12 protein-coding genes are annotated in these 18,689 nt (G+C 62.2%); 7 read left to right on the top strand and 5 right to left on the bottom strand.

Annotation, left to right across the window (positions count from 1 at the left end; translation table 11 throughout):
* Window positions 1-15: 15 nt before the first annotated feature.
* Window positions 16-2,943, bottom strand: a complete 2,928-nt coding sequence (gene uvrA / locus KYK83_RS03915; RefSeq protein ID WP_222827254.1) for an excinuclease ABC subunit UvrA — start codon at window positions 2,941-2,943, stop codon at window positions 16-18.
* A gap of 384 nt (window positions 2,944-3,327) precedes the next feature.
* On the opposite strand from uvrA, the gene KYK83_RS03910 reads away from it, so the two are divergent.
* From KYK83_RS03910 to KYK83_RS03880, 7 genes are all read left to right on the top strand, one after another.
* Entirely contained in the window at window positions 3,328-6,030 is a 2,703-nt protein-coding gene (locus tag KYK83_RS03910) for a beta strand repeat-containing protein (protein ID WP_222827253.1), read from the top strand.
* Window positions 6,031-6,253: 223 nt separating this feature from the next.
* Entirely contained in the window at window positions 6,254-8,302 is a 2,049-nt protein-coding gene (locus KYK83_RS03905; protein ID WP_222827252.1) for a M13 family metallopeptidase, read from the top strand.
* Between the two features lie 92 nt (window positions 8,303-8,394).
* Window positions 8,395-9,573 carry a GGDEF domain-containing protein gene (locus tag KYK83_RS03900; protein ID WP_222827251.1) on the top strand — a complete coding sequence of 393 codons (1,179 nt, stop codon included), beginning with the start codon at window positions 8,395-8,397 and terminating at the stop codon, window positions 9,571-9,573.
* A 470-nt stretch (window positions 9,574-10,043) separates the two neighbouring features.
* Window positions 10,044-10,667: a lysozyme gene (locus KYK83_RS03895; protein WP_222827250.1), complete on the top strand. Its 624-nt coding sequence runs from the start codon at window positions 10,044-10,046 to the stop codon at window positions 10,665-10,667.
* 50 nt (window positions 10,668-10,717) lie between these two features.
* Window positions 10,718-11,263, top strand: coding sequence for an RNA 2',3'-cyclic phosphodiesterase (gene thpR, locus KYK83_RS03890; protein ID WP_222827249.1), 546 nt, complete (start codon window positions 10,718-10,720; stop codon window positions 11,261-11,263).
* Entirely contained in the window at window positions 11,260-11,889 is a 630-nt protein-coding gene (locus KYK83_RS03885) for a hypothetical protein (RefSeq protein ID WP_234036383.1), read from the top strand. The genes thpR and KYK83_RS03885 overlap by 4 nt, the downstream gene beginning before the upstream one ends.
* Before the next feature lie 212 nt (window positions 11,890-12,101).
* Window positions 12,102-14,261 (top strand): M3 family metallopeptidase, encoded by a 2,160-nt coding sequence (locus KYK83_RS03880; RefSeq protein WP_430299032.1) that lies wholly within the window; start codon window positions 12,102-12,104, stop codon window positions 14,259-14,261.
* On the opposite strand, the gene KYK83_RS03875 is transcribed toward KYK83_RS03880, so the two are convergent.
* The 4 genes from KYK83_RS03875 to KYK83_RS03860 are packed head-to-tail and all read right to left on the bottom strand — an operon-like array spanning window position 14,262 to window position 18,665.
* A complete protein-coding gene (locus tag KYK83_RS03875; RefSeq protein ID WP_346729412.1) occupies window positions 14,262-14,990 on the bottom strand; it encodes an ABC transporter ATP-binding protein in 729 nt (242 codons plus the stop codon).
* Window positions 14,987-15,940, bottom strand: coding sequence for a FecCD family ABC transporter permease (locus tag KYK83_RS03870; protein ID WP_222827247.1), 954 nt, complete (start codon window positions 15,938-15,940; stop codon window positions 14,987-14,989). The genes KYK83_RS03875 and KYK83_RS03870 overlap by 4 nt, the downstream gene beginning before the upstream one ends.
* A complete protein-coding gene (locus KYK83_RS03865) occupies window positions 15,937-16,752 on the bottom strand; it encodes an ABC transporter substrate-binding protein (protein WP_346729411.1) in 816 nt (271 codons plus the stop codon). The genes KYK83_RS03870 and KYK83_RS03865 overlap by 4 nt, the downstream gene beginning before the upstream one ends.
* Window positions 16,749-18,665 (bottom strand): TonB-dependent receptor plug domain-containing protein, encoded by a 1,917-nt coding sequence (locus KYK83_RS03860; protein ID WP_346729410.1) that lies wholly within the window; start codon window positions 18,663-18,665, stop codon window positions 16,749-16,751. The genes KYK83_RS03865 and KYK83_RS03860 overlap by 4 nt, the downstream gene beginning before the upstream one ends.
* Window positions 18,666-18,689: the final 24 nt, after the last annotated feature.

Raw genomic sequence — 18,689 nt, 5'->3', positions numbered from 1 at the left:
GGGGCGCGATGGCCCCTATGCCGCCGCTTCCTTCTGCCGTTCGAGCATGGGCGCGAGATAGGCGCCGGTGAAGGAGCCTTCGACCCGGGCGACATCTTCGGGTGTGCCCTGCGCGACGACCTCCCCGCCCCGCACACCGCCGCCGGGGCCGAGATCGAGGATGTGGTCGGCGGTCTTGATGACATCGAGATTGTGCTCGATCACCACGACCGAATTGCCCTGGTCGACCAGCCGGTGCAGCACCTCGAGCAGCTTGCGCACGTCTTCGAAATGGAGGCCGGTGGTCGGCTCGTCGAGGATGTAGAGCGTTTGCCCGGTGCTGCGCTTGGCGAGTTCCTTGGCGAGTTTGACGCGCTGCGCCTCGCCGCCGGAAAGCGTGGTCGCCTGCTGGCCGACCTTGACGTAGCCGAGGCCGACTTCGTTGAGCATCGCCATCTTGTCGCGAATGGGAGGGACGGCCTTGAAGAAGGTTTCCGCATCCTCGATCGTCATGTCGAGCACGTCGGCGATGGAGTGGCCCTTGAACTTCACCTCCAGCGTTTCGCGGTTGTAGCGCTTGCCGCCGCATTCCTCGCAGGTGACGTAGACGTCGGGGAGGAAGTGCATCTCGATCTTGATCAGCCCGTCGCCCTGGCACGCCTCGCAGCGGCCGCCCTTGACGTTGAAGCTGAAGCGGCCGGGCTTGTAGCCGCGGGCCTGGCTTTCGGGGAGGCCCGCGAACCAGTCGCGGATCTGGGTGAAGGCGCCGGTGTAGGTGGCGGGGTTCGATCGCGGGGTGCGGCCGATGGGCGACTGGTCGATCTCGATCACCTTGTCGCAGTAATCGAGGCCGGTGACCTTGTCGTGCGCGCCGGCGACCACGCGCGCGCCGTGGAGGTGGCGCGCGGCAGAGGCATAGAGCGTGTCGATGGTGAAGGACGACTTGCCCGAACCCGACACGCCGGTGACGCAGGTGAAGGTGCCGAGCGGCAGCGATGCGGTGACGTTGTTGAGGTTGTTCGCCCGCGCGCCGTGGACGGTGAGCTTGTGCCCGTTGCCCTTGCGCCGTTTGGCCGGGACGGCAATCTCGCGCCGGCCGGTGAGATAGGCGGCGGTGAGCGATTTCTTGGACTTGAGCACCTGTTTCAGCGTGCCTTCGGCCACCACCTCGCCCCCGTGGACGCCGGCGCCGGGGCCGAGATCGACCACGTAATCGGCGGCGCGGATCGCATCCTCGTCATGCTCGACCACGATCACCGTGTTGCCGAGATCGCGCAGGCGCTTCAGCGTTTCGAGCAGCCGGTCGTTGTCGCGCTGGTGCAGGCCGATGCTGGGCTCGTCCAGCACGTAGAGCACGCCCGACAGGCCCGAGCCGATCTGGCTGGCGAGGCGGATGCGCTGGCTTTCCCCGCCGCTCAACGTCCCGCTGGTCCGGTCGAGGTTGAGATAGTCGAGCCCGACATTGTCGAGGAAGCCCAGCCGCTCGTTGATTTCCTTGAGGATGGCATGCGCGATCTGCGCCTGCGTTTCGGAAAGCTGGCCGGGTAGCGCGAGGAACCAGCCCTTGGCATCGGCCACGCTCATCTTGGTGGGGGTGGCGATATCGGTCGGGCCGTCGGGGCCCGGGACCTTCACCGCCAGCGCCTTCTCGTTGAGGCGCTTGCCGCCGCAGGTCTCGCATGGCTGCGCGGTCTGGAACTTGGCCAGCTCCTCGCGCATCCAGGCGCTTTCGGTCTGCAGCATGCGGCGGTTGAGATTGCCGATCACGCCTTCGAAGGGCTTCTTGACCGTGTAGCTCTTGCGCCCGTCCTTGAAGGTGAGCGGGATGGCCCGGCCCTTGGTGCCGTAAAGGATGATGTCGCGGATTTCCTTGTCGAACTCCTCCCACGGGGTGGTGAGATCGAATTCGAATTCCTTCGCGAGGCTGGCCAGCACCTGCATGTAATAGGGCGACGGCGGATTGCTCTTGGCCCAGGGCACGACCGCACCCTTCTTGAGGCTGAGCGCTTCATTGGGCACGACCAGTTGCGGGTCGAACAGCTGCTTTTCGCCGATCCCGTCGCAGGTCGGACAGGCCCCCTGCGGCGCGTTGAACGAGAACAGGCGCGGTTCGACCTCCTCGATGGTGAACCCGGAAACCGGGCAGGAGAAGCGTTCGGAAAAGACGATGCGGTTGGCAGGCAGACCTGCCCCCTTCATCGCCCCGCCCGCTTCGCCTTCATCCTCGCGCCCCGGCACCACGCCATCGGCAAGATCGACATAGGCGAGGCCATCGGCAAGCTTGAGCGCCTGTTCGAAACTGTCGGCGAGGCGCGTTTCGATCCCTTCTTTCACCGCCAGGCGATCGACGACCACCTCGATGTCGTGCTTGAACTTCTTGTCGAGCGCGGGCGCTTCCTCGATCCCGTACATCTCGCCGTCGATCCGCACGCGGGTAAAGCCCGCCTTCTGCCATTCGGCCAGTTCCTTGCGGTATTCACCCTTGCGCCCGCGCACGACGGGCGCGAGCAGGTAGAGCCGCGTGCCATCGGGCAGTGCCATCACGCGATCGACCATGTTGGACACGGTCTGCGCCTCGATCGGCAGGCCGGTCGTGGGCGAATAGGGCACACCGACGCGGGCCCACAGCAGACGCATGTAATCGTAGATCTCGGTCACCGTCGCCACGGTGGAGCGCGGATTGCGGCTGGTGGTCTTCTGTTCGATCGAGATAGCGGGAGACAGCCCGTCGATATGTTCGACATCGGGCTTCTGCATCATCTCAAGGAACTGACGCGCATAGGCGGACAGGCTTTCGACATAGCGGCGCTGCCCTTCGGCATAGATCGTGTCGAAGGCCAGGCTCGACTTGCCCGACCCGGAAAGCCCGGTGATGACGATCAGGCTGTCGCGAGGCAGATCGATATCGACGCCCTTGAGATTGTGTTCACGCGCGCCGCGGACCGAGATTTTGGTGAGTGCCATGAAAAGGAGAGTGTTCCCGTTGTGTTCGAAATTACGTGGTATCCGTGAGGACGCGTTATCGCAACCTTTCCACGTTTGCCTGCCACATGGGAACGAACGATCGAAAACGCCAGTGGGCCCCTTCGACCCGAAAAACCAGTGCCGCGACAAAGATTTGGCGCGGAGGCCGATAGAGACCCCCGTATTAGCCCCTAGTCCGGCGCATCGAGCAAAAAGTTCATTAACTGGTAATCATAAAGATAACCAATCGGTTAACCCGATCTGCGACCGAGTTCGATAAGGGATTGGTAAGGATACTTCCTAGGGTATCGGCGATTCCGTTCGAAGACCAAATTAAGATTATCAAACAGATGTTTACGCCCGTTCCTAAATGGGAGAACATCAATGGTTAGAAGCAAAATCGTTAACATGGCGACTGCAACTTCCTTAGCCGCCTTATCTTTCGCACTCCCGCAAACACCGGTTTACGCGCAGACAGACCCTGTGGTGGATGTTTGTACGGGCCTCAGCCTGAACCAGTCCGACCTGACCGCGCTGTTGGGAGAGGTGAACACCGGTATCGTCACGCCATTACAAACGAACTTGAATGGATTGTTAGGTCCACTTAGCACTTTGCTGCTGCCGGGTCTGCCAAGTCCCCTCAACATCAACGTCGGTGACATCGTCGGCAACGCCGTTGCCGGCAACCCGATCAGCGTCGATGTGCTGAACAGCAACAACACGATCGTCGGTCCGGGAGAATGCAATGTCACGGTCGATGGCCTTACCCTCAACAATCCCGCCGGTATCGGCATCGGCGGCAACCAGATCACCGGCCTTGGCGAAGGTGAGGTTGCCAGTGCGGGAACAGCGGATTCGATAGCATTCGGCAACGGTGCCACCACTGGCCTGACGGCGACCGGCGCGATTGCGCTGGGGACCGACGCCGAAGTGACTGCCGTCAATGGCATGGCTCTTGGTACCGGCTCGACCGCGAGTGCCATCAACTCGGTTGCCTTGGGTACAGGGTCGCTGGCGGATCGCATCAACAGCGTTTCCGTCGGCGCCTTGGGTGCGGAACGGCAGATCACGAACGTTCTGGACGGTACGGCCGACACCGATGCTGCCACCGTAGGTCAGGTCAATGCATCGATCGCCGCCGCAGTGGGCGACACGGTCACATACGATAGCGCTGCCCATACAACGATTACACTCGATGGGGTCGGAGGAACCACCATAACCGGCTTGGCTGCCGGCACATTGGATGCGACATCCACCGATGCCGTAAACGGGTCGCAGCTTTTCGCAACGAACCAGAACGTCACGGCAAATGCCGATGATATCGATGCCATCGACACGCGCGTAACTGCAAACGAGGGCGACATTGCTGCCCTGCAGGATACGTCCGTGATGTACACCGACGCCACCCAGACTGCGATTGCCTTGGGCGGCGCTGGCGGAACGACCATTTCCAACGTGGCCGGGGGCGAGTTGAGCGGGACGTCCACCGAGGCGGTGAACGGATCGCAATTGTTCGCCACCAATCAAAATGTTGCGGTGAACGCTGCCGATATCGACACGATCGACACCCGGGTAACCACAAACGAAACCGATATCGCTGCATTGCAGGATACGTCGGTCGCTTATGACGATGCAACGCAGACGTCGATCACTCTGGGCGGCGCTGGCGGCACTACGATCGCCAATGTCGCAGACGGCGAATTGAGCGCAACGTCGACCGAAGCGGTGAACGGTTCGCAATTGTTCGCCACCAATCAGGCCGTCGATGCACTGGACGGGAGGGTGACGCAGAATGAAACCGACATTGCCCAGAACCGCACCGACATCAACAGCCTGCAGACGAGTGTGGGCCAGATCCAGGTGACGGTGGACGGTTTCGACGATCGCATCACGCAGAACGAAACGGACATCGTCAATCTCGACGATCGCGTAACGGTGAACGAGGGCGACATCGCCAATCTCGATACCCGTGTGACCGTGAATGAAGGGGATATCGCCAATCTGGACGGTCGTGTGACCGTGAACGAAGGCGACATTGCCAACCTCGACGGCCGCGTGACTGTCAACGAAGGCGATATTGCCAATCTCGATGGCCGTGTCACGGTCAACGAAGGCGACATCGCCAATCTCGATGGCCGGGTTACCGTCAACGAGGGCGACATTGCCAATCTCGATGGCCGGGTTACCGTCAACGAGGGTGACATCGCCAATCTGGACACACGCGTTACCGTCAATGAAGGGGATATCGACAATCTCGACGACCGGGTCACGGTGAACGAGGGCGATATCGTCACTCTCGATACGCGAGTGACCGTCAATGAAACGGATATCGACCAGATCCAGGCGGACCTTGCCAATGTTCCGGTCGGCTATGTGGCGACGGCCGATGCATCGACCCGCAGCAGCACGCCGACGAATACGGTTGCCTTCTTCGGTGCCGACGACGGTCCGGTGCAGGTCACCAATGTCGCTGCGGGGACGCTGTCCGCAACGTCGACCGATGCCGTGAACGGTTCGCAGCTCTTTGCCACGAACCAGAACGTTCAGCAGAACACGGACGATATCCAGACCATCAACAACAATCTGGCAGGCAGCACGATCGTGGCGGTTCAGTACTCGAACCCCGACAATCCGACGGCCAGCAACGGCGGGACCATCACCAACGATGTCACGCTGATCGGCAGGGATGCGTCTGCCCCGGTTGCGCTGCATAATGTCGCCGATGCGACTGCGGCAACCGATGCGGTCAATCTGCGTCAGATGGAGGCCGGACTTACCGGCGTCCTGACGGACTCCATGAACTACACCGACATGCGAGTGGCACAGATCGGCTTCGATCTGGCTGAACTGCGCGACGATGCTTTCTCCGGTACGGCTTCGGCCATGGCGATGGCGTCGATCCCGCAGGCCCTGGAGCCCGGCAGGATGATGGTCGGCGGCGGTGTCGGCTACTATCGCGGCGAGGCATCGTTCGGCTTCGGCCTGTCGTCTGCCTTCGCCGACGGCAAGGCCGTCCTGAAAGTCAGCGGCACCATGGGTGCCAATGGCAAGGGCGGTGTGGCTGCGGGAGCCGGTTTCTCCTTCTAAACTGTTCTCCCAGACGGGCTCTGCCCGTCAACCAAGAAGGCCGCGGGACAGTGTTCCGCGGCCTTCACCTGTGCCGAGACGTGCCCTTTGCCGAGGCGACCGGATCGCGAGGGCACGGGCGTGTCTTTCGCCGATGCGCGTCGGCCGCTTGCCGATTAGCCCGATGCCGGTAAAGCCACCGATCCTATATAAAGGCGTATTCGATCAACGGGGACTCAAAGCCATGTATCGCAAACTCCAAACTCTGTCCGCAGCCTCGGCACTGGCGATCGGCCTTGCCCTCGCCGCTCCTGCCTTTGCCGACGAAACCGCGTCCGACGAGAACACCATCGTCGTGACCGGCCAGGCCAAGATCGGCGATTACGGCATCGATCTGACAGCGCGCGATCTGACCGCCGACCCCGGCGACGATTTCGAACGCTATGCGTCCGGCGCGTGGATGGACCGGACTGAAATCCCCGCTGACCGCCCCTCTGTAGGATCGTTCTACAATCTGCGCGAAGATGTAACCGAAGAAGTGAATGGCCTCGTCACGGACGCGCCGGCAGGTTCGCAATATGGCGCTCTCTACACCAGTTTCATGGATGAAAAGGCGATCGAAAAGGCAGGCATCGCCCCGCTGAAGCGCGAGCTGGCGCAGGTTGATGCGATTTCGAACAAGGCAGAATTCGCCCGTTACATGGGCTCGACCTATGGCAAGTTCGGCGGTTCGCTGTTCGGAGCGGGTCCCTATGCCGATCCCGACGATCCGACCATGAACACGCTGTGGCTGTCGTCCGGCGGGCTCGGCCTGCCCGAGAAAGAGTATTATTTCGACGAGAAGTTCGCGCCGCAGCGCGGGGCCTATCTCGATTACCTCGAACGCACGTTCCGCAATATCGGCCAGCCCGACCCGCGCGAGGCGGCGAGCCGCGTGATGACATTTGAAACCTATGTTGCCGAGCTCAACTGGGATGCGGAACAGAAGCGCCAGATCGAGAAGATCAACAATCCCATGTCGGGAACGCAGCTGGCCAGTTACGCGCCCGGGGTGGACTGGAATGCATTCTTCCAGGGCAACAACATCCCGCCGCAGGACCGCATCATCGTAACCGATAACACGGCGGTGAAAGCAATCGCGGCGCTGTATGCCAGTACCGATCTGGACACGCTCAAGCTGTGGGAAAAAGCGCATATCGCCGATCAGGCATCGCCGTTCCTCGACAAGAAAATGGTCGACAGCCGGTTCCAGTTCACGAGCGCGCTGAACGGGACGAGCGAACAGCGTGCCCGCTGGAAGCGCGCGGTGGACACCATCGACGGTTCGCTGGGCGAGCAGGTGGGCAAGGCTTACGTCGCCGAATATTTCCCCAAAATCGCCAAGACGCGCATGGACGAACTGGTCGCCAATCTGAAGCTGGCCATGGGCGATCGCATTCGCGGCAACGAATGGATGAGCCCCGGCACCAAGCAGGCCGCGCTGGACAAGCTGGAGCGGATGGACGTGATGGTCGGCTATCCGGAGAAATTCCGCGACTATTCGCAGCTGCCGATGTCGCCGGACGATCTGTATGGCAACATGGTCGCCGCGACGAAGTTCAATGCCGATTACGCGATGAGCGATCTTGGCAAACCGGTCGATCGCAAGAAGTGGGGCATGAACCCGCAGACCGTGAACGCCTATAATGGCGGGCTGGAAAACAAGATGGTCTTCCCCGCAGGCATCCTGCAGCCGCCGTTCTTCGATGCCTATGCCGACCCGGCCGTCAATTACGGTGCGATCGGGGTGGTGATCGGCCACGAAATCAGCCACGGTTTCGACGATCAGGGCCGCAAGATCGACGCCAGCGGGGCGATCAAGGACTGGTGGACCGCGGGCGATGCCAAGCGGTTCGAAGCGGAAGCCAAGAAGTTCGGCGACCAATACGCCAAGTTCGAAGTGGTCCCCGGCAGTTTCATCAATCCCGACCTGACGATGGGCGAAAACATCGCCGACCTTGCCGGCGTGCTGGTGGCCTACGATGCCTACAAGAAAGCTTTGAACGGCCAGGAAGCACCCGTGATCGACGGACTGACCGGCGATCAGCGCTTCTTCCTCGCCTATGCGCAGGTGTGGCGGGCCAAGGCGCGCGAGGATTCGCTGCGCAACCAGGTCGCGACCGACCCGCACAGCCCGTCACGCTATCGGACCATCGCTCCGCTGCGTAACGTGGACGCCTGGTACGAAGCGTTCAATATCACGCCGGATGACGAGATGTATATCGCGCCGGAAGATCGCGCGCGCATCTGGTGATCCGGGATAAAGTGAATTTTGCGAGCAGGAACGTTAACGATTGAACGGTATTTTCCCAAGACCCGGCGTGAGAGGGTGTAGGGAAACAACCATTGCGAAACGATCTGGACACTGACGGCAGAAGTGCCGGCGCCTTTACGCGCATCCCGATCGATTCCTACGAGGTCGATCGGGAAGCGGTTATCGCAATGCTCGATCGCGAGCGGCGTTCGCTTCCTTCCAGCCTGATCGGCCTGAGCATGCTGGCGCTGGGTGTTGCCGTGCTGCCCAACCCGGCGGCCATGGCACTGTTGCTGGCATTGCGGCTGGCGTCGTTCCTGTTCACCCGCAATGCGACGGCGAGACTGGATGTGCGCGTCAGGGCGCGTCAGCCGATCAAGACCATGCAGCGCATCGTGTTCGGCGCGATGGCGTTGACGGGTGTCACGCTGGCGCTGATGTTATGGCCGCAACCGGCCGGGGCATCCATCGCGGCCGTGGCGCTGATACGGGTCGTGGTTGTTGTGACGATCACGCTGATCGCCGTCACGCTCGCCGCCTTGCCCGCAGCGCGCGACGGGATGCTGGTCAGTTTCTGGGCGACGGCGAGCGCGCTGATCCTGTTTCACCCTGCGAACAGCGACCCGGCGATGATCGGGGTGGTGACCCTGGCCGTCGTCGGCATCCGCCTCTACAGTTCGAGCGCGGGACAGCATCTGCGCAGTTCCGCGCGCATGCTGGTCGAGAACCGGCGTCTGTCCGAAGACCTTGCCGCTGCGCTGTCCAGTGCCGAATTCCTCAGCTGGCGCGATCCGCTGACCGGACTGTTCAACCGCCGCAAGCTGTTCGAGGAAACGCATACCGAGGGCGGCGCGCATTCGCGCCATCTCCTGACGATCGACCTCGACCGTTTCAAGGCGATCAACGACACCTTCGGACATGCCGTCGGCGACGAAGTGCTGATAGCCGCCGCGGATACGATCCGCGACTGGGCTGCCGCTCTGGAGAGTAAGGGTGAGCACCTTGCATTCAGGCTTGGCGGCGAGGAATTTCTAGTCATCGCCCGCGGAGTTAGCGATACGGCCATTGCCGAGGGGGCAGACGATCTGCGGATGATGATCGCCAAGCTGGAAGACCGGTTCAGCGAGCGCCTTGGCATCCGCATCTCCGCCTCGATCGGCCTGTCGCCCTGGCTGTTTGGCGAAAGCATCGATGATGCGCTGATGCGCGCCGACCTTGCGTGTTACGAAGCGAAGCGCACGGGTCGAAACAGGGTCCGCCGGGCTGCCTGATCCGCACGGCGCGGCCCGGACGGGGCTGCGCAGCGACGAACCGTGGACCGATTGGGCACCATGAACCGTTCTAAAGACAAGACAGACAGCGCACGGCATTTCCCGCGCCCCTCACGGCGGATCAGGAGATGTCGTGCCAGAGCAGATAGAAACCGAAAGGTGCCCGCCTTATGGACAAGGACACCGCTCCACACCCGCAGGGAAGCGATAAACGATCAAGCAGTACGCGGCGTAATACCCAGACGAATGCCAGGCTCGAGGCCATCCTGACCGACTTCAACCGTCCGCTGGACGATATAGATTGGTCTCGCGCGCCATCGCGCTCAGGAAATAACGGAAAATCGAAAGGGATTTTTGAACGACTGAACCGGCAGCGTCGGCATCGGCGCGATCTTCGCCGCGCACGCCGCGCAGCCTATCAAGCCTTCCATATCAAACCCAAACTTTCCGCGCGCAGACGCGCCACCCTGATGCTCGGCGCGGGCGCGTTGGGCCTAACGGCGTTCACCGGCCCGCCCAAAGCGCGCAAGGCCTTCGGCATCGACGAGGATATGCAGCGGGTGGTCGATGACGTCGCAGGTGTACGCAAGCCAGCTGCACTGATGAAAGCGAGCGGCACGTTCAAGCAGGCGTTGATAGAAGAAGAAGGCGTGCGATACACCGTCTACCGCGACGTGGCCGGATATCCGACCGTGGGGGTCGGTCACCTGATCCTTCCCGAAGATGATCTGCAGGTCGGTGATCGCGTCGACGAGGCGCAGGTCCTGCAATTCCTGGAACACGATCTGGCGAAAGCCGAACAAGGCGTGCGCCTGCTGGTCGGCGACCTGCCGCTTCATCAGCATGAATTCGATGCCCTGCTCGATCTGGTGTACAATGTCGGCTTGGGGAATGTATCGGAAAACGAAAGCCCGCGGCTTAACACGGCCATCGAAAGCCGCGATTACGAGGCAATCGCGGCGGAACTGGACTATACGCACGCCGGCGGAAAATTCGCCCGCGGTCTGCAATTTCGCAGCGAGCGCCGGGCCAAGATTTTCATGAAGGGCCGATATGGGAATCCGCGCCAGAACGACGACCCCTATTCAACCTGACCGATCGCCCAGCGGTCCCAGATTTTACCGTCCAGTTACAGTTTTCTAGCATGTCTCACCGCCTCTTCGTCGGCATTCGTCCACCGCCAGAGATCCGCGATGCCCTGATCGATCTGATGGAGGGCGTAGACGATGTGCGCTGGCAGGATGATGACCAGCTTCATCTCACGCTACGCTATATCGGAGAGGTCGATACGCATCTGGCTGGGGGTCTGGCCCGCCAGCTTCACGCGATCGAGCTACCGACCCTCGACCTGACGATTTCAGGCACGGGAGTCTTTGTGCGCAAGGGCCGGGTTCACACCCTTTGGGCTGGCGTCGAGATTTCACCCGAGCTGAAGCGCCTTCGCCAGAAAATCGATCGTATATGCGTATCGGCCGGCGTGGAACCGGACCACCGCAAGTATCATCCGCACATTACGCTGGCGCGGGTCAATCGCTCTTCAGGTCCGCTGGAACCGTTTCTCGAACGAAACGCCAGCTTGCGACTTGGCCCTTGGAGAGCCGATTCCTATACGCTCTTCGAAAGCACTCTGCACCGCCACGGTTCGATCTACGAACCGATCGTCATCTACGCCCTCAGAACGCCATCATGAACCGCCTCTACCTCTCCCCCCTGCTACTCGCCGTGACGACGGCATGGGCGTGCGTGCCCGATGGCGACGGTGAGACGGAAAAGTCGGCCGACATCGTCGCCAAGGGTGAGGCTGCCCCCGGCGACTGCCTGTTGTTGGTATGGTCGAGCCAGAAAGAACGAAATCCCCAGTTCGATCGCGATCATGACTTTGTCGAAGGTGGCGCGATCTCCTGTGCCACCGGCACCAGTGCCAGCCAGTTCGACGTGGCGATATCGACGCTGCGCGATGCCGCACGAAGCGGCGATAAGGCACGCCTGCTGCGCGAAGTCGGCCTGCCGCTGCTCTATATCGATGGCGACGGAAAAAGACGGGAGATCAAGGATCGCACCGAAGTGGAGGCCGTGTTCGACGAGATATTCGACCCGGCCATGATCGAGGTGCTCCAGAAGATCGATCTTTCGCGCATGAGTGTGGCAAAGGACCAGGGCGGTTTCTTCGAACTGGGTGCAATCTGGCTGGTCGTCGACCGTGACGGAGGCCGCCCGCGTCTCATGACCGTGAACCGCCAGGCATTGGACGAAGCACTGGATACCGCGCGGGAGCGCGCCGACAGGAACCAGGGCGAGCCCGTCCCGTTCGACTAACGTATGAGATGCGCCGACCGGCGACGTATGCATGCTTGCGTGCGCGCAACAGGCAGGCCAATCGCGCATATCATTATCGCATTCCCGCGCCCGGGTTCCGCGTGGCGCACAATCATGAGGGGAACAACATGAAGGCCCAGATCCTGGCCACCGTTGCAGCATCCGCACTTCTTGGCGCTTGCGCCACCACTCCGGGCGGAGAAATCGAAACCATGGCAGACGCCAACACCGCGGGCGCAAACATACCGCAGGGAACCGGATATTTCGCGTCCGACAGCACCCTGCCGTTCCACGCGCCCGATTTCAGCAAGATTTCCGAAGACGATTACATCCCCGCGTTCGAGCAGGGCATGGCGATCCACAAGGCTGAAATCGATGCCATCATCAACAACCCCGAAGCGCCGACATTCTCCAACACGATCGTTGCGCTCGAAAAGTCGGGCCGGATGCTGGGCCGCGTCGCCACCGTCTTCTTCGCCCTGACCGGATCGAACACGACCGACCGGCTGGACGAGATCAACACCGAGATCAGCCCCAAGCTGACCGCACATTCCGATTCCATCACGCTCAACCCCGAGCTCTTCGCCCGGGTGAAAGCCGTGTATGACAATCGCGCCGCAATGGCGATGACGCGCGAAGACGCCAAGCTGCTCGAAGACACCTATGAAGGCATGGTTCACGCCGGCGCCCTGCTGACCGACGCACAGCGTGCCCGGGTGAAGGAAATCAATTCCGAGCTGTCAGAAATCACGACCGAATTCGGCCAGGAAGCACGCGCAGCCATGGCCGATCAGCCGGTCATCTTCGATACACGCGAAGAACTGGCTGGCCTTTCGGAATCCGACATCAAGTCTGCCGCCGATTTTGCCACCGAAAAGGGCCATCCCGGGAAATATGCGATTGCGCTGCAGAACACCACACAGCAGCCGTTGTTGCCAAATATGACCAATCGCGCCGCGCGCGAGAAGCTGTTCATGGCTTCCTATCACCGTGCAGACGGCACCACCGACATCGATACCCGTCCGCTGGTGGCCAAGATTGCAGCGCTGCGCGCCGAAAAGGCATCGCTGTTCGGCGAACCCGACTGGGCAACCTATGCCATGTGGGATCGCATGGCCGAAAAGCCTGCCACCGCGCTTGGCTTCATGGAACGCATGGTACCTGCCCTCGCCGCAACGCAGCGGCGCGAAGCAGCCATGCTTGACGAAGCGATCAAGGCCGATGGCGGCAATTTCGAAGTGAAGCCGTGGGACTGGTATCGCTACGCCAACAAGGTGAAGGCAGCTCGCTACGACCTCGATGAAGACGCGATGACCGAGTATTTCCAGCTCGACAAGGTGCTGGAAGACGGTGTGTTCTATGCCGCGAACAAGCTGTACGGCCTTAGGTTCGAACGCCGCACGGACCTGCCGGTCTATCACCCCGATGTGTGGACCTACACCGTGTTCGACCGCGATGGCAGCGAACTGGGCATCTTCTACTTCGACCCGTTCCAACGCCCGTCCAAGCGCGGCGGCGCCTGGATGAGCAACTTCGTCGATCAGAGCAAGCTGTGGAACACCAAGCCGGTGATCTACAACGTGCTGAACATTCCGAAGGCGCCAACGGGCGAAGTCCAGCTGGTCAGCTTCGACAATGTGAACACCATGTTCCACGAATTCGGCCATGCTCTGCACGGCTTCTTCGCCAACCAGACCTATCCCAGCCTGTCCGGCACCGCCGTGGCGCGTGACTTCGTTGAATATCCGAGCCAGGTGAACGAGGTTTGGGCGACCTACCCCGAAGTGCTGTCCAACTATGCCAAGCACTATCGCACGGGCGAGCCGATCCCCTCCGAAATGATCACCAAGATCGAAGCGGCGGCGAAGTTCAACCAGGGTTACGACTTCGGTGAAACCGTCGAAGCGGCACTGCTCGACATGAAGTGGGCGGCCCTGTCGAAGGAACAGGCCGAAGCGATCAACACGCCAGCCAAGGTTACCGAATTCGAACGCAAGTCGCTCGAAGAACTCGGCCTTGAAATCGACCTGGTTCCGCCACGCTACCGTTCGACCTATTTCAACCACATCTTCAGCGGACCGGCCGGCTATTCGGCAGGCTATTACAGCTATCTGTGGACCGAAATGCTCGACCGCGACAGCCGCAAGTGGTTCATGGAAAACGGGGGTCTTACCCGCGCGAATGGCGACCACTATCGCGAAACAGTGCTGAGCACCGGTGGCACGATGGATTACTTCGAAATGTTCCGGAACTTTGCCGGACGCGATCCGGACGTCACGCCGATGCTTGAAGCGCGGGGCCTTGTCCCGGGCAACGAAGCTGCGGACAGCGAAGTATCGGACGGCGCGCTGCCGGCAGATACAGCCGGATAATCAGCCGCTGATCAACGCCCGGTGGTTCGGTTCGCCGATCCATCGGACGGGAACTTTCCAGACGCGCTCGATCACTCGTGGGTCGAGCGCGTCTTCGCATCTGCCATCGGCGGCAAGTTCGCCGGCATCGAGCACGACCACCCGGTCGGCGTGGTTCATGGCGTGCGCCAGATCGTGCAGGACAAGAACCACGCCCGCCCCTTTGTCGGCGGCATCGCGAAGATGGCGCAGCAGGGTGAGCTGGTGGGCGATGTCGAGCGCAGCCAGCGGCTCGTCGGCAAGGATCCATCGCGGTTCGCCCGCCAGGACACGGGCCAGCAACACGCGGGCCGTTTCGCCGCCCGACAGCGATTGCGCCCGGCGATGCGAAAGCTGTGCGATGTCGAGCGCGTCCAGAGCGGCATCGACCGGCCCGGACAGGCGATCGCCATGCGGCATGCGCCCGAGTTCGACCAGGCTGCGCACCGGAACATCCCAGGCAATCTCATGCGCTTGGGGGAGATAGCCGATACACTTTGCTCGGTCCCGTGGTGGCGTTGTGGAAGCATCCACCCCGTCGAAGGCCACCATTCCACCATCGGGCACCAGCAAGCCCGCAAGCGCCTCGAGCAAGGTCGATTTACCCGCACCGTTCGGCCCGCAGATCGCCGTGATCGATCCCGGCGCAAGTTCGAGCGAGATGCGGGACAGACGCTTGTCGACGGAGACTTCCCGTGCCGCGAGCATCATGCCAGCCCCCTGCGCATGCGCAGCAGCAACCAGAGAAAGAATGGAGCGCCAAGGAGGCTCAAGGCGATGCCCAGACGCAGTTCCGTCACCAGTGGCAATATGCGTACGACGCTGTCCGCGACCAGCACCAGCAGGGACCCGGCCAATGCGCTCGGCACAATGAGCTGCGAAGGCCGGCTATCGGTGAAGGGCCGAACCAGATGGGGCACGATGAGGCCTACGAAGCCGATGATACCCGCCACCGCGACGCCCGCGCCGACCGTCAGCCCTATGCCCACGATCAGCAGCCAGAGCAGCCGTCCGGGTTCGACCCCAAGGGACCGGGCGACGGGTTCCCCCAGCGTAAGTGCATCCAGCGATTTCCCGCTCTGCCAGAGCAGAAGCACGCCCAGCGCCACGAGCGGGGTGGCCAGCCACACTTCGCGCCAGCTCCGGTCGGTCAGCGCGCCGTTCAGCCACATCACGATTTCGCTCATGGCGAAGGCATTGGGTGCCATGCTGATCGCAAGCGCCGTCAATGCGCCGGCGAGGCTCGCAACCATCAACCCGGCGAGCGTGAACAGCGCGATCCCACCCGTGCGTCCGGCAATCGCCGCAAGCAACGCCATCGCCCCGCCCGCCCCGATCAAGGCGAATGCGGGAAGAAGCCACGGCGAAGCGGCATAGCCGAACCAAAGCGCGGCCACGGCACCCAGCGCCGCGCCCGGAGCGATCCCGAAAAGACCGGGGTCGGCCAGCGGATTGCGCAGATAGCCCTGCATGGCTGCCCCGCCCGCTCCCAATCCCGCGCCGACGACCATGGCCAGCAGGGCGCGCGGCAGACGCAGCTCTGCAAGGATGAGCGCGGCGTTGGGCGTGCTGGCGGGATCGAGCCAGACCCGCCCCGCCAGCAGCGAAAGCGGAAGCGCAACGATGAGCAACCCGCCGAAGATCAAAGTCGCGCGGTTCACGATATTGTGCTCCGTATCTCCGCCAGTCGGCGAGCGGCACGGATGATCGTCGGACCGCCGCAGTAAAGCAGGCTGGTATCGAAGCGTTCGCGCCGCATGTCCGGCAGCCGGTCCAGCACCGGGTGCTGCTGGCCAAGGTCGCCGCCTGCAACCAGCAACACCTGCGGCGGCGCGGCAACCACATCTTCGAGCGCCACATAGTCGGCCTGGGACAGCCCGCGGGCCGGCGCTCCGTTCGTGAAGCCGGTACGGGCAAGCAGGTCGCTCACCAGCGATTGCTCGCCCGCGACAATTCCGCCGGGCTGCCACAGGAGAACGTCGACGGCGCGCCCGTCCGGCGCCTCTGCTTCGGTGAGCGCCGCTCCGATCCGTTCGATAAGGCGCTGCCCCGCTTGCGGATTCCCAGCCAGAGAAGCCAGTTCCCGGATCTGCTCTTCGCTCGAGGCGACATCACTGGCGATGCCGAACGTCACGACCTGCATGCCCAGATCTTCCAGCGCGGCGCGCGTTGCAGGTGCGATAAAGCTTCCCGCCACGACCACATCCGGATCGAGCGCGAGAACCTCTTCGACCGTTCCTCCGGTGGCGCGGTATCGCGACGCCTGTTTCGCCGGCATCGAGCTCGACCGCGGATCCTTGCTGTAATGGGATATCGCCAGCAATTGTCCCGGCGCCGTCACATCGGCAAGGATCGCATCGGTGCAGGGGTTCAGGCTGACGATGGTCGGCCGCGCCCCAGCCGTCGGCGCATCGGCCCCGCCCTGCGCACATGCGGCAAGGAGCAGGACCGATGCGGCGAGCAGCGGTTTCACATCTTCGCCCTGATCCCGCCGAAGACGCTGCGGCCAGCCGTCCCATATCCCGCAACCGTCTGGTAATCGGTGTCGAACACGTTCTCGACGCGGCCGAACAGTTCCAGATTGTCGCCCAGGCCGAAGGATGCCCGCACATCGAGCAGCTCGTATCCTTCGAGGCGAACGGTGTTGGAGGTATTATCCCAGCTTGCACCCACGAGGCGCAGATCCGCCCCCAGGCCGAGTCCGAAATCGCTGATCCAGTCGCCGTAAATGGTGCCGAAATGCTTCGGTCGCCGCGCCAGATCGAGATCGGTCGTACGGTCCTCCGCATCGACATAAGAATATATGCCGGCAAGGCGAAGACCGGGTGCAAGATCGAAGCCTGCTTCCGCTTCGATGCCCTGCGCGCGGGCGCGGGCGGTGTTCAGGTACACCCCGGAAGGCCTCTCAGGCGTAACGCCGAACCCGATCAGATTGTCGCTGTCGCGGCGGAAGCCTGTCAACGCGAGGTGCAGACCTGACCCCCGCTGCCCTTTTTCGACGCCCAGATCGTAGCTGGTGCTTTCTTCGGGTTCGAGCTCCGTATTCCCATAGAACGAGAGTAACTGATACAGTGTCGGTGCCTTGAAGCCTTCGCCCACGCTACCGCGCACGCGCCAGTCGTCGCCAAAGCCGTAGCTCACATCACCGCCGAAGCTGACATGCGTGCCGAACTGTTCGTGATCGTCCACGCGCGCACCGCCATGGACGGCCAGACGGCCCATCACCCAGCCGAGCTGCGCATAGGCGCCGCTGATTTCGGTTTCGGCGGCCGTGTCGAAGCTCGTTTCAAACTCGGTCCATTCATGATCGCCTCCGAAAGCCAGCGAGAGGCCGCCCAGCAAGCGGTATTCACCGCGCAGCGAGATGCGATCGGAGCGGCCGTCGCTGGCGAAAGTCTCCGCCCCGGAACCATCGCGATTGGCGCGCTTGGTATCGGACAGGCTGTATGCAGCGCGCAGGGTCAGGTCGTTGCCATAATAGGCAAGGCCGACATCGCCCCAGTAACGCGTAGTCTTTTGCGTATCGTCGGTATCGGCGAGGACGAAGTTGGGTGCGGGAAAGCCATCGATTTCGACGTCGCCTTCTGCAAAATTACCATGCGCGAACAGTTCGAGGCTGGGGGTCAGATTGAGGAAGGCGCTGGAGCCGATAGCGAATTGCTTCGATCCGTCGGCTTCCGTGCCCGATGCGGCTGCGGAAAATCCGTCGGTCTCGAACCATGACCCGGTCAGGCCGATAAAGGCATTGTCATTGCCTGCTCCGGCAGCGGCGCTGGCAAACAGCGTGTCTCGCGAGCCGTACTCGACGCTGGCAGTCATGCCGCGTTCGGCCCGCGTCGAGATGTCGATCACCCCGCCCACGGCTTCCGATCCCCAGATCGTGCTGTTCGATCCGCGCAGAACATCGATCTTGCCGGCTGTGCCGAGCAGTAGATTGCCGAAATCGAAGCCGCCCGAAGGGCTCGCCTGGTCGGCCACGCGCACGCCGTCGACCAGTACCAGAAGCTGGTCGGGATTGGCGCCGCGCACGTTCACGCTGGTTACCGTACCGACACCCCCGCTACGCGACAGCGACAGACCGGGAACGCGCGCAAGTGCGCGTGCCGGATCGGCACCCTGAATGGTTTCGATCTCTTCACGTCCGATGACGGTGACCGACTGGCCGGTATTGCGCAGATCGGTGCCGAGGCCGTTGGCCGTGACCGTGATGATCGCCTCGGCCGGGGCCGCGCTGCGATAGCTGCCCACAGTCGCTTGCTGATCGCCAGCCTCGTTTGCCTCGTCCTGGGCGGCGATGATTTCCTCGAGCGCCTGCTCGCTGGCAGTCTGCGCATACGCTGCGCCAGGTACTGCCGAAGCGGAAATCAAAAGCAGATATTTATACACGTAACCTCCTGTCATGAACGAAAT

This window comes from Qipengyuania pacifica (genome assembly GCF_019857205.1).
Classification (GTDB): Bacteria; Pseudomonadota; Alphaproteobacteria; order Sphingomonadales; family Sphingomonadaceae; genus Qipengyuania; species Qipengyuania pacifica.
Note: the sequence above shows the minus strand (reverse complement) of the source record. Positions and strands in the feature narration are given on the sequence as shown.

Excerpts from the sequence above, each read along its gene's own strand:
- KYK83_RS03875 (WP_346729412.1), bottom strand. The coding sequence starts at position 14,990 with ATGATGCTCGCGGCACGGGAAGTCTCCGTCGACAAGCGTCTGTCCCGC.
- KYK83_RS03905 (WP_222827252.1), top strand. The coding sequence starts at position 6,254 with ATGTATCGCAAACTCCAAACTCTGTCCGCAGCCTCGGCACTGGCGATC.
- KYK83_RS03910 (WP_222827253.1), top strand. The coding sequence starts at position 3,328 with ATGGTTAGAAGCAAAATCGTTAACATGGCGACTGCAACTTCCTTAGCC.
- KYK83_RS03885 (WP_234036383.1), top strand. The coding sequence starts at position 11,260 with ATGAACCGCCTCTACCTCTCCCCCCTGCTACTCGCCGTGACGACGGCA.
- KYK83_RS03895 (WP_222827250.1), top strand. The coding sequence starts at position 10,044 with ATGCTCGGCGCGGGCGCGTTGGGCCTAACGGCGTTCACCGGCCCGCCC.
- thpR (WP_222827249.1), top strand. The coding sequence starts at position 10,718 with ATGTCTCACCGCCTCTTCGTCGGCATTCGTCCACCGCCAGAGATCCGC.
- uvrA (WP_222827254.1), bottom strand. The coding sequence starts at position 2,943 with ATGGCACTCACCAAAATCTCGGTCCGCGGCGCGCGTGAACACAATCTC.
- KYK83_RS03880 (WP_430299032.1), top strand. The coding sequence starts at position 12,102 with ATGGCAGACGCCAACACCGCGGGCGCAAACATACCGCAGGGAACCGGA.